General features: G+C 66.7%; 13 protein-coding genes. 3 read left to right on the forward strand and 10 right to left on the reverse strand.

The features are described 5' to 3' along the window. The 6 genes from JOZ00_RS06555 to JOZ00_RS06580 all read right to left on the reverse strand — a co-directional run. Window positions 1–1127: FAD-binding oxidoreductase (locus JOZ00_RS06555; protein ID WP_293341397.1), on the reverse strand; the 1127-nt coding region annotated here is incomplete at its 3' end. A gap of 20 nt (window positions 1128–1147) precedes the next feature. Continuing rightward, complete coding sequence (locus JOZ00_RS06560; RefSeq protein ID WP_293341399.1) at window positions 1148–1888, reverse strand: glucose 1-dehydrogenase; 741 nt, start codon at window positions 1886–1888, stop codon at window positions 1148–1150. 16 nt (window positions 1889–1904) lie between these two features. Then, on the reverse strand, window positions 1905–3014 hold the full coding sequence (locus JOZ00_RS06565) for a diacylglycerol kinase (protein WP_293341402.1): 1110 nt from the start codon (window positions 3012–3014) through the stop codon (window positions 1905–1907). 87 nt (window positions 3015–3101) lie between these two features. Next, window positions 3102–3773 carry an alpha/beta hydrolase gene (locus JOZ00_RS06570; protein ID WP_293341405.1) on the reverse strand — a complete coding sequence of 224 codons (672 nt, stop codon included), beginning with the start codon at window positions 3771–3773 and terminating at the stop codon, window positions 3102–3104. A gap of 14 nt (window positions 3774–3787) precedes the next feature. Continuing rightward, window positions 3788–4108, reverse strand: coding sequence for a hypothetical protein (locus tag JOZ00_RS06575; protein ID WP_293341408.1), 321 nt, complete (start codon window positions 4106–4108; stop codon window positions 3788–3790). A gap of 46 nt (window positions 4109–4154) precedes the next feature. Further along, window positions 4155–4778, reverse strand: a complete 624-nt coding sequence (locus JOZ00_RS06580) for a TetR/AcrR family transcriptional regulator (protein WP_293341411.1) — start codon at window positions 4776–4778, stop codon at window positions 4155–4157. Window positions 4779–5026: 248 nt separating this feature from the next. Between JOZ00_RS06580 and JOZ00_RS06585 the strand changes: the two genes are divergently transcribed. Together JOZ00_RS06585 and JOZ00_RS06590 are read left to right on the forward strand one after the other, a co-directional pair. Beyond that, window positions 5027–5782 carry an STAS domain-containing protein gene (locus tag JOZ00_RS06585; protein WP_293341414.1) on the forward strand — a complete coding sequence of 252 codons (756 nt, stop codon included), beginning with the start codon at window positions 5027–5029 and terminating at the stop codon, window positions 5780–5782. 81 nt (window positions 5783–5863) lie between these two features. Further along, complete coding sequence (locus JOZ00_RS06590; protein ID WP_293341417.1) at window positions 5864–5989, forward strand: hypothetical protein; 126 nt, start codon at window positions 5864–5866, stop codon at window positions 5987–5989. 4 nt (window positions 5990–5993) lie between these two features. Here the strand turns inward: JOZ00_RS06590 and JOZ00_RS06595 are convergent, their stop codons facing one another. The 4 genes from JOZ00_RS06595 to JOZ00_RS06610 all read right to left on the reverse strand — a co-directional run bounded on the left by JOZ00_RS06595 (window position 5994) and on the right by JOZ00_RS06610 (window position 9604). After that, entirely contained in the window at window positions 5994–7418 is a 1425-nt protein-coding gene (locus tag JOZ00_RS06595) for an NAD(P)(+) transhydrogenase (Re/Si-specific) subunit beta (RefSeq protein ID WP_293341420.1), read from the reverse strand. Further along, complete coding sequence (locus JOZ00_RS06600; RefSeq protein ID WP_293341423.1) at window positions 7415–7753, reverse strand: NAD(P) transhydrogenase subunit alpha; 339 nt, start codon at window positions 7751–7753, stop codon at window positions 7415–7417. Before JOZ00_RS06600 ends, JOZ00_RS06595 begins: the two co-directional genes overlap by 4 nt. A 20-nt stretch (window positions 7754–7773) precedes the next feature. After that, a complete protein-coding gene (locus tag JOZ00_RS06605) occupies window positions 7774–8898 on the reverse strand; it encodes a Re/Si-specific NAD(P)(+) transhydrogenase subunit alpha (protein WP_293341425.1) in 1125 nt (374 codons plus the stop codon). A gap of 244 nt (window positions 8899–9142) precedes the next feature. After that, window positions 9143–9604 (reverse strand): nuclear transport factor 2 family protein, encoded by a 462-nt coding sequence (locus tag JOZ00_RS06610; protein ID WP_293341428.1) that lies wholly within the window; start codon window positions 9602–9604, stop codon window positions 9143–9145. Between the two features lie 125 nt (window positions 9605–9729). Between JOZ00_RS06610 and JOZ00_RS06615 the strand changes: the two genes are divergently transcribed. After that, window positions 9730–10285, forward strand: a 556-nt coding sequence (locus JOZ00_RS06615; RefSeq protein WP_293341431.1) for an acyl-CoA dehydrogenase family protein, incomplete at its 3' end; no start/stop codon positions are given.

Below are 10285 nucleotides of genomic sequence, written 5' to 3' on the forward strand. Positions count from 1 at the left end.
TTGAGGTGCAGGTTGCCCTCACCGATGTGACCGAACAGCACCGGCAGCGCGTCGGGAGCGTGCTTGCCGACCAAATCGACTGCCTCCCTTGCGAATCTGTCGATGGACGACAGCGGCAGCGAGACGTCGAACTTCAGCGGCGGGCCGTACACGCCGAGCACCTCCGCAAGCGCCTCGCGAACCTGCCACAACCGTTGCTGCGCAGCAACATCGATGCCGACGGCGGGCTCGCCGCACATCTGCACGTCGTCGAGCAGGCCGGCCAGTCGATCGGTCTGGTCGTGGTCGGCGGCCAGCTCCACCAACAACAGCCAGTCACCTTCGACCGGGGATCCCACGCCACGATGCTCGCCCGTCAGTGCGGCCGCCCGGCCATCGATCAGTTCCAAGGCCGCGATGCCGTCCACGTCGCGAAACATCCGGCCGGCGTCCACGAGCGCATCGAGGTCGGCGAAGCCGCAGATCGCCGTCACCCGATGCGATGGCGATGGGTGCAGCCGCAGCTCCAGGGCAGTGATGACGCCCAGTGTGCCTTCGGCGCCGACGAACAACGCCGGCAAGTCGTAGCCGGTGTTGTCGCTGCGCACCTGGCTGTGCCGGCGCAGCAGCGAACCGTCGGGCAGCGCGACCTGCAAGCCGACGACTTGTTCGCCCATGTTGCCGTACCGGACCGTGCGCAGGCCGCCGGCGTTCGTCGACGCCATGCCGCCGACGGTCGCCGTGTCACGAGCGGCGAGGTCCACGCCGAACACCAGCCCGGCCTCCGACGCCGCCCGCTGCACCGCGGCCAGCGTGGCTCCGGCGCCGACCTCAACGCGGCGCTCAACCGTGTCGACGTCGCCGATGGTGTGCAGCCGCTCGGTGGACAACAGCACGTCGTCATGCTCGGGCACGGTGCCCGCCACCAGCGAGGTCCGACCGCCCTGCACCGTGACATGTGCGCCGGCGTCACGGCACACGCGCAACACCTCGGCGAGTTCTTCGGCCGAACCGGGTCGCACCAGCGCGCTCGCCCGACCCCGGTAGCGGCCGGTGTGGTCGACGCTGCGCGCGGCCAGGACGTCGGGATCGGTGACGAAGTGATTCGGTCCGACAATCCTTTTCAGTTCGTCGAGGCTGCCTGGCATGCTCGCGGTTATAGCACGCCTTAAAACTCCTTGTGGTTGACGTCGGTCACCAGGCCGCCGTCCATCACGAACTCGCTGCCGGTGGAGTAGGAGGACTCGTCACTGGCGAGGAACACCACGAACGTCGCGACCTCGCGCGCTTCGCCGGGACGGCCCATCGGGATGGTGACCAGGTCTTCCGGCAGGTGTGCGGTCATCGGGGTGCGGATGAAGCCGGGATGGATCGAATTCACCCGGATGTTCAGCGGGGCCAGCTCCAGCGCCGCCGATTTGGCGAGGCCGCGCACGCCCCATTTGGACGCGACGTAGGGGTGGACGGCCGGGGCGCCGCGCAGCCCCTCGATGGACGACACGTTGATGATCGAGCCGCCCCCGGCGGCCGTCATCGGCTCGACGGCGACCCGCATGCCCAGGAACGTGCCGGTGAGGTTGACGTCAATCACCTTCTGCCACTTGGCCAGATCGAAATTCTTCAGTTGCCCGAGCGCGACGGTGCCCGCGTTGTTGACCAGCACGTTGAGCTTGCCGAATTCGCCGACGGCGGTCGCGACCGCGGCCTCCCACTGGTCGGGCTGTGTGACGTCGAGGTGCACGTAGCGCGCGGAGTCGCCGATCTCGTCGGCCAGCGCCTTGCCCTGCTCGTCCAGGATGTCGCCGATCACCACCTTGGCGCCTTCCTCGACCAGCAGCCGCGCATCTTCGGCGCCCATGCCGCCGGCGCCGCCACTGATGAGCGCTACCTTGCCGTCTACCCGTCCCACGCGGGACTCCTTTCGTTTAGGTGGTCACCAAAGTGTTTGGTGCGTAAAGCCCTTTGCCCGTGACGAGCGGCATGTTCAGAGTGGTCCGGATGCCGGGCGGTGCCGCGATCACATCCGGAATGGAGTTGACGATGCGCCCGGCGGCCCCCGCGATCGCGGCGTGGTTGTGGTCGCCCTTGCGGCTGGTCGGCACGATGTCCACGGCGTAGGACGGCTCGCCGGTGATCTCGACGCGATAGGAGCCGCCGCCGGCCGCGGGCTGCGGCAGGTCGGGCCGCAGGTCCGGCCGCAACCGGGTGACGTGCTCGATGACGATCGCCGGGTGCCCCTTGACCATGCCGCGAATCTCGAACTGCAACACCGCCAGCGTGCCCTTGGCCACGCGACCGATCGCGATGTCGAAGTCCTCCGGGGCCGGCTCGCGTTGATAGGACTCGGTGATCTCGTCGACCTCGATGCCCAGACCCGCCGCCAACTGTCGGATCGCCGTCCCCCAGGCGATGCCGAGCACGCCCGGCTGCAGCAGCATCGGCACGTCGTCGAGGGGTTTGGCGAAGCCCATGTAGTCCATGACCTCGGTGCCGTTGTAGGACGCGTAGTCGTGAATCTCCATGCAGCGCACCTGCTCGACGCGCTGACACGTTCCGGCAAGCGCGAACGGGATCAGGTCGTTGGCGAACCCCGGGTCGACGCCCGTGATGAAGATGCTCGAATTGCCTTGCCGGGCAGCATCTTCCACCCTGTTGATGTACTTCTCGGGCATCACGCCCCACGGGTACTGCAGCAGCCCGGGCGAAGAGCCGACGACGTTGATGCCGGCGGCCAGGATGCGCATGATGTCGGCCATCGCGTCCGGCAGCCGGGTGTCGCCCATGGCGCAGTAGACGATGCAGTCGGGCCGCGCGGCGACCAGGGCGTCGAGGTCGTTGACGGCCGCTATCCCCGTCACGATCGGGTTGTCCAAGCCTTCTAGGCCCACGCCGCACAGCTCGCCGGCGTCCTTGCCCGCCTTTTCGGGAGTGGAGACGCACACCCCCGTCAGCTCGAACTGTGGGTTGGTGATGAGTCCGGCCAAGGCCAGACCTCCGACATTTCCGGTACCGACGTGCGCGACGCGGATCACCATCTTCAGTCTCCGTCCCTTCAGCGCTGAAAAACTTTTCTAGACACTAGTCCATAAATTTGGCAGCGGATACGGGTGGCAGCCGGTACCTCACAGGTGCGCCCGCAGGTAATCGGCCATGCCCCGGCGAAACGCCTGCATTGTCGGCACTTTCGGCTTGATGCCGTCCGCGCCGTGGTACATGCCGGTGACGGTGACGAGTTCGGTCGGCACCCCGCACGACTTCAATTGTTCGGCGTAGGCGACGCCTTCGTCGCAAAGGATGTCGAGGTCGCCCACCCCCACCCACGCGGGAGGCAGATCCGCTAAATTCGTGCGCCGGGCGGGAGCCGCGTATTCCGGCGCGAAGTCGAGCCGCGGTTCCCGGCCGAGGTATGCGGTCCACGCCCATCGGCTCGATTCGGGCGTCCACATGAACCGGCCGCGGCCGCCATGGTCGATCAGCGTCGACCGGTCGTCGAGCATCGGGTACACCAACACCTGCGCGCGCAGCGCGATCCCTTCGTCGGTCGCGCGTTGGGCGACCGCGGCCGAAAGTCCGCCTCCCGCACTGGATCCCGCCACCGCGATGCGGTCAGGATCGAGTCCCAGTTCGTCGGCGTGCGCCCGCATCCACCGCAACGTCGCCATGCAGTCGTCCAGCGCCGCCGGGAACGGGTGCTCGGGCGCCAGCCGGTAGTCGGGCGACACGACGACGGCGTCGAGCTCGCGCGCGAAGCGGCCCCCCTCGAGGGCTTCGAATTGCGGTGAGCCAACCACCATTCCGCCGCCGTGGATCAACAGGACTGCTGGCCGAAGCGCCCCGACCCCGCTGGTTTGATGACGAGCACCCGCACCGGCTGCGTGCCGTCGGTGTGCCGTTCGGTCATCGTCACGCCGTGGCCCGGTTTCGTGCCCAGCCGCATGGCCATCCGCGCCTGGCGCAACGATCGCTCACTGAGCCTGCCCGCCGTCAACGGCAGGATCGGACTTCGCAGTTCGGGCGGAATGGCCGCCATCGCGTCAAGGGTCTTCACGTATCGCGCCGCGAGCCGCACAATCGCGACGACGGCCGCGATGCTGGCGACGGTCCGCGCACTAGGCAACTTTGCCTTCACCTTGAACAGAGTGGGCCGGGCCGCTTTTGCGGTCAAGCGCCGAGCGCTACGGCCCGAGCGGAGAACTCGCGCGAATCGACTCGTCGCGGATCAGGCCGCGCAGCAGCGCGGTGCTGAATTCGGCGGCAATCTCCTTGGCGCTGCGGCGTCCACTCGGACGCAGCCACCGGTACGCGCCGAGCGTCATGCCGATGTACCCCAGCGCCAGGACGTGGGAATCGCATTGGTAGAACTCGCCGCTGGCGATCCCCCGGTCGATCAGGCCGTGCACATGCTCGTAGACCTGGGTTTCCTTCTCCCGGACCGCGGCGACCTGCTCTTCGCTGAACCACTCGGTGATGTAGGGCTGCTCCTGGAAATACACCGCCGCACCCTCGGGGTTGGCGGCGATCTGGTTGAGCAGCCGCACGGTGTATTGGTACAGCGCCTCGCGGGCGGTCATCGACGGATCGTCGTGGACGGCGGCCAGTGTACGCTCGGCCGCCTGCTGATAGATGTCGTAGAGGATCAGCGACTTGCTGGCGTAGTAGTGGTAGACCGTCGCCTTATTCAGGCCGATCACATCGGCGACATCGTCCATCCGGGTGCCGTGGTAGCCGCGGGCGGCGAACAGCTTGGTGGCGACTGCCAGCAACTCCTCGCGGCGCGTGAGCCCGTTCTCGGGGGGCATCTGTACTCGCTATCGTCCTGCCGGCAGGGTCGCGGAATCTGCGCCCGACCGGTCATCAATCAACTGGTTGGACAGTCTAGATACACGCGTGTCACCGGGTGTGAGAGCCACGACCGGTTATCGCCGAATTAAGACCGGATGTCCTGCGTCGAACGAGTTCTCGACCCAAAAGTCTTATATTGCCAATCGCGGCGCAGTACACTCCCCGACCAGGGCAACGTCGTTGTGCGAGGGGGCGCAAGATGTTGATGACGCTGGCTCAAACCGACCACGGGTACACGGTGCTGCGGCTGCGCGGCAAACTGACTGGCCGCACCTATGTGCCGATCCGGGATTCCGTGATCAAGGCAGCGCTCGACCAGCCCACCGCAGTGATCGTCGACGTCAATGAGCTCGAGGTTTCCGATGACTCCGGCTGGACGGTTTTCACCAGTGCGCGGTGGCACGTGCAGCAGTGGCCGCACATCGTCATCGCACTGGCCTGCGGCGATCCCGCCGTCCACCAACGCCTGGACCGGATGTCGATCGCGCACTACGTGCCGGTGTTCACGGGCGTGGCCGCGGCGACACGGGCCATCCGCGACGGTCTGTGCCGCTATCGTCGGCACGCCCGCACATACATATCCCACAACGAATTCGGTGTCCGGGTCGCGGAGTCCTTCGTCCGCCATTACCTGACGCAGTGGTCGTTGGAGAGCCACACACCCGTGGCCCTCACGGTGGCCACCGTCTTCGTCGAGAACGCACTGCGTCACACCGGTGACGGCTGTGACGTGCGGCTGGAGAGCATCGCCGACGACGTCGTGATCGCGGTATCGGATACCAGCACGGTTCCGGCGGCCCGGCGCGCGCCGGGCGAGGGGGCCCTGCCCACGGGACTGGACATCGTCGACGCGGTCTGCCGCCATTGGGGAAGCGCGCAAACCCCGACCGGCAAGACGGTGTGGGCGCGCATCAGGCCCGAGGACCAGATCACGGGTATCGGCCGGCTTCTGCGACTGTGAGACGAACGCCGGGTGTCGTCCCAACAGCGATGGGACTAAACTCGCCTACGAACGTTCAAGTCGCGACTGGAGGGGTGGCCCATGGATCCGAGCCCGGACTACGACGCTAGCGACGAGATCGAGTTCTTCTTCAGGTATGTCCCCTGGGGCCTGCGCGGTGTGACCGACGGCAACGGATACCCGCCGCAGGCATATCCGCCCGTTTAGGCCCTTACAGCGCCTTCAACTCCTCGGCGACCTCGGTCACCGACTTTTTCGCATCCCCGAACAACATCGTCGTGCCTTCGCCGTAGAACAGCGGGTTGTCGATGCCCGCGAATCCGGAGTTCATCGAACGCTTGAGCACAATCACCGACTTGGCCTTGTCCACGTTGAGGATCGGCATGCCGTAGATGGGGCTGGACGCGTCGTTTCGCGCAGCCGGATTCGTGACGTCGTTGGCGCCGATGACGATCGCGACGTCGGTGCGACCGAACTCGTCGTTGATGTCGTCCATGTCCTTCATCGCGTCGTAGTCGACCTCGGCCTCGGCCAGCAACACGTTCATGTGCCCGGGCATCCGGCCGGCCACCGGGTGGATCGCGTACTTCACTTCCACGCCCTTGTCCTCCAGCAGCGCCGCCATGTCCTTGACGGCGTGCTGGGCCTGCGCGACGGCCAGCCCGTACCCCGGCACGACGATCACCTGGTTGGCGTAGGCCATCTGAATGGCGGCATCGGCTGCCGACGTCGACTTGACCGTCTTGTCGCCGCCGTCGCCGCCGCCGACCGCCACGCCACCGCCACCGAATCCGCCGGCGACGATCGCGGGAATGGAGCGGTTCATCGCCTTGGCCATCAAGTTGGTCAGGATCGAACCGGACGCGCCGACGATCATGCCCGCGACGATCATCGCGGTGTTGTTCAGCGCCAGACCCGCCGCCGCGGCCGACAACCCGGTCATCGCGTTGAGCAGCGAAATGACCACCGGCATGTCGGCCCCACCGATGGGCAGCACCACCATCAACCCGAGCACACCCGCGGCGACGAGGAGTCCGATCATCCACCAGAGCGGCGCGCCGCCGGTTCCGGGATGAGCGTGCAGACCGATGACCACCGCGGCCGCCACGGCCGCCACCAACAGCAGCAGGTTGACCGGCTGTTGGGCCTTGCCGAAGCCGATCGGTGAGCCGGAGATGATCTCCTGCAGCTTGCCGAACGCGATGATCGAGCCCCAGAACGAGATCGAGCCGATGATCGCGGCGAACAACGACGCCACCACGATGTGCACGGTCGGCGATTCGCCGTGCTGGAACGCCGAAAAGCCGCTGGTTTCAATGAATTCCGACAGCGCGATCAGCGCGACCGTGCCACCACCGACGCCGTTGAAGAACGCCACCAGCTGCGGCATCGCCGTCATCTTGGTCAGGCGCGCGGGGGGCACACCGAGCGCCACACCGACGACCAGGCCGGCGATGATCAGCACCCAGGATTCGGTGTGGCGGATCTTGACCAGCGTCGCGCCCACCGCGATGACCATGCCCACCGCGGCGATCAGGTTGCCCCGCACCGCGGTCTTGGGCCCGGTCAGCCCCATCAAGCCATAAATGAAAAGCGCGAACGAGATGATGTAGAGAACCGTGACCAAGTAGTTCATTTGGCGACCGGCGCTTCCTCTTTTTCGGCTTTGGCGGCCGGGGCCTTCTTCTTGCCCTTGAACATGCCCAGCATCCGGTCGGTGACGATGAAGCCGCCGATGACGTTCAGCGTTCCGAACACCACCGCGACGAACAGGATGATCTGCACCGCCAGCGACGGGTGCTCGACCTGCCCGAACACCACCAGCGCACCCAGGACCACAATGCCGTGGATGGCGTTGGTCCCCGACATCAGCGGAGTGTGCAAGGTATTGGGCACCTTGGAAATGACCGCGAATCCGACGAACCCGGACAGCACCAGGATCGCGAGATTGGCCAGTAGTTCGTCGTACATCTAGGAGTCCTCTCGAGGGATCACTGGCGCCGCTTCTCCTCATCGCTGCGCTCTGCATCGTCGCTGCCGCGCGTCACGCACGAATCGGCGATGACTTCGTCGTCGAAGTCGGGAGCCAGCTTGCCGTCGGAGATCAGCAGGTCGAGCAGTGCAGTGATGTTTTTGCTGTAGAGCTCGCTGGCGTGCTCGGGCATGGTGGCCGGCAGGTTCAGCGGCGAGGCGATCGTGACGTCGTGCTTGACGACGATCTTCCCGGGCTCGGTGAGCTCGCAGTTGCCGCCGGTCTCGCCGGCCAGGTCCACCACCACGCTGCCCGGCTTCATCGACTCCACGGCGGCGGCGGTCACCAGCCGAGGCGCGGGCCGTCCCGGCACCAGGGCGGTCGTGATGACCACGTCGAAACCGGCGATCGCGTCCTCGAGCGCCTTCTGCTGCTGGGCCCGCTCGTCTTCGGTGAGCTCTCGGGCGTAGCCGCCCTCGCCGGCCGCGTCGATGCCGAGATCCAGCCACTGCGCTCCCACCGAGCGCACCTGGTCGGCCACCTCGGGACGTACGTCGTAGCCCGTGGTGCGCCCACCCAGGCGCTTGGCCGTCGCCAGCGCCTGCAGCCCGGCGACGCCGACACCGAGCACCAGCACGGTGGCCGGCTTAACGGTGCCCGCGGCCGTCGTCAGCATCGGGAAGAAGCGAGTCGACTCGGACGCCGCCAGCAGTACCGCCTTGTAGCCGGAGACGTTGCCCTGTGACGACAACGCGTCCATGGCCTGGGCTCGCGAGATTCGCGGGATGGCCTCAAGTGCGAACGCCTGAACGCCCGCTTGCTTCAGCGCACCGATCGAGTTGTCCGCGTTGCGGGGCGCGAGGAAGCCGATCAGCGTCTGCCCGCTGCGCAGCTTCGCGACCTCGTCCTGGGTCGGCGGCGCCACCTTCACCACGATGTCGGCGGCCCAGGCGTCCCCGATCTCGGCCCCGGCGTCGGTGTACAGCTGGTCGGGAAGCAGAGCCTTTTCGCCCGCCCCAGACTCGACCACGACCGCCACGCCGCTGTTGACCAGTGACGCCACCGCCTTGGGCACCAGCGCGACCCGCCGCTCGTCGGTCCCCGACTCGGCGACCACTCCTACCCTCGTCTGCGCATCTGTCATGGCGCGTACATCTACTTTCCCGAACTTTCCCGCTATCGAATGTCCCTGCATGTGCCGGTGCCCGGCCGCACGCCTCGCTACCTTAACGCCTGCCGGATTTGACCACGGACGTGCGATCAGCCAGGACGGGATACCCGCCCGCCGGTTGATCGACCCTCCGGCGCCGATGGTTCCGCCGACCGGAGCGAGCGCGCTAGCGGCGGTGCGGTTGTGGCGCCACACGCCTTCGTTGTGGCGCCCGCGGCTACCAGAGCGGGAAGTCTTGACCGTGTTCGGACTCCGGTCGGGGCCCGAAGTAGCGCCGCTCGGTTACGTCGATCGGCACGTCGTTGATGCTGGCCTCGCGGCGCGCCATCAACCCCGACTCGCTGAATTCCCACAACTCGTTGCCGTAGCTGCGGTGCCACTGGCCGCTGCGGTCGCGGCACTCGTATTGGAACCGCACCGCGATGCGGTTGCCGTGAAAACTCCACAGGCCCTTGCGCAGTGAGTACTCGAGCTCGCGTTCCCACTTGCGCGTCAGGAAGGCGACGATCTCGTCCCTGCCGACTATGTGCTCGTCGCGGTTTCGCCAGTGCGAGTCGGGGGTATAGGCGAGGCTGACTTTGACGGGGTCGCAGGTGTTCCAGGCGTCCTCGGCGCCTTGGACTTTCTGCATCGCGGTCTCGTGGGTGAACGGAGGAAACGGGGGCCGGGATTCACTCATGCGTCTATCGTGCGCCGACGACCGGACCGCGGCAGCCCGTTTTCACTCCGGCGTAAGCATTGCGCCGGTGACCTGTTAGGACGCGTCATCGCACGTGTCCTATCGTGGCGGACATGGACTTCGCGATGTCGGCCAAAGCCAACGACTACCACAAGCGACTGTCCGACTTCATGACGGAATACGTCTTTCCGGCCGAGGCCGAATACGACAAATACCGCGACGAAGCCGGCCCCCTCGACCACACGGTTCCGCCCATCATCGAGGAGCTGAAAATCAAGGCCCGAGCCCAAGGCCTGTGGAACCTGTTCCTGCCGGCGGAGTCGGGGCTGACGAACCTGGAATACGCGCCGCTTGCCGAGATCACCGGCTGGAGCCTGGAAATCGCGCCGGAGGCGCTCAACTGCGCGGCTCCCGACACCGGCAACATGGAGACGCTGCACCTGTTCGCCACCGAGGAGCAACGCAAGCAGTGGCTGGAGCCATTGCTGGCCGGCGAGATCCGCAGCGGCTTCTCCATGACCGAGCCTGCTGTCGCCAGCAGCGACGCCCGCAACATCCAGACGTCCATCGTTCGCGACGGCGGCGACTACGTGATCAACGGCCGCAAGTGGTGGACCTCAGGCGCGGCCGACCCGCGCTGCAAGATCCTGATCGTGATGGGCCGCACCAACCCCGACGCGG

The organism is Mycobacterium sp., from assembly GCF_019243155.1.
Lineage (GTDB): Bacteria > Actinomycetota > Actinomycetes > Mycobacteriales > Mycobacteriaceae > Mycobacterium.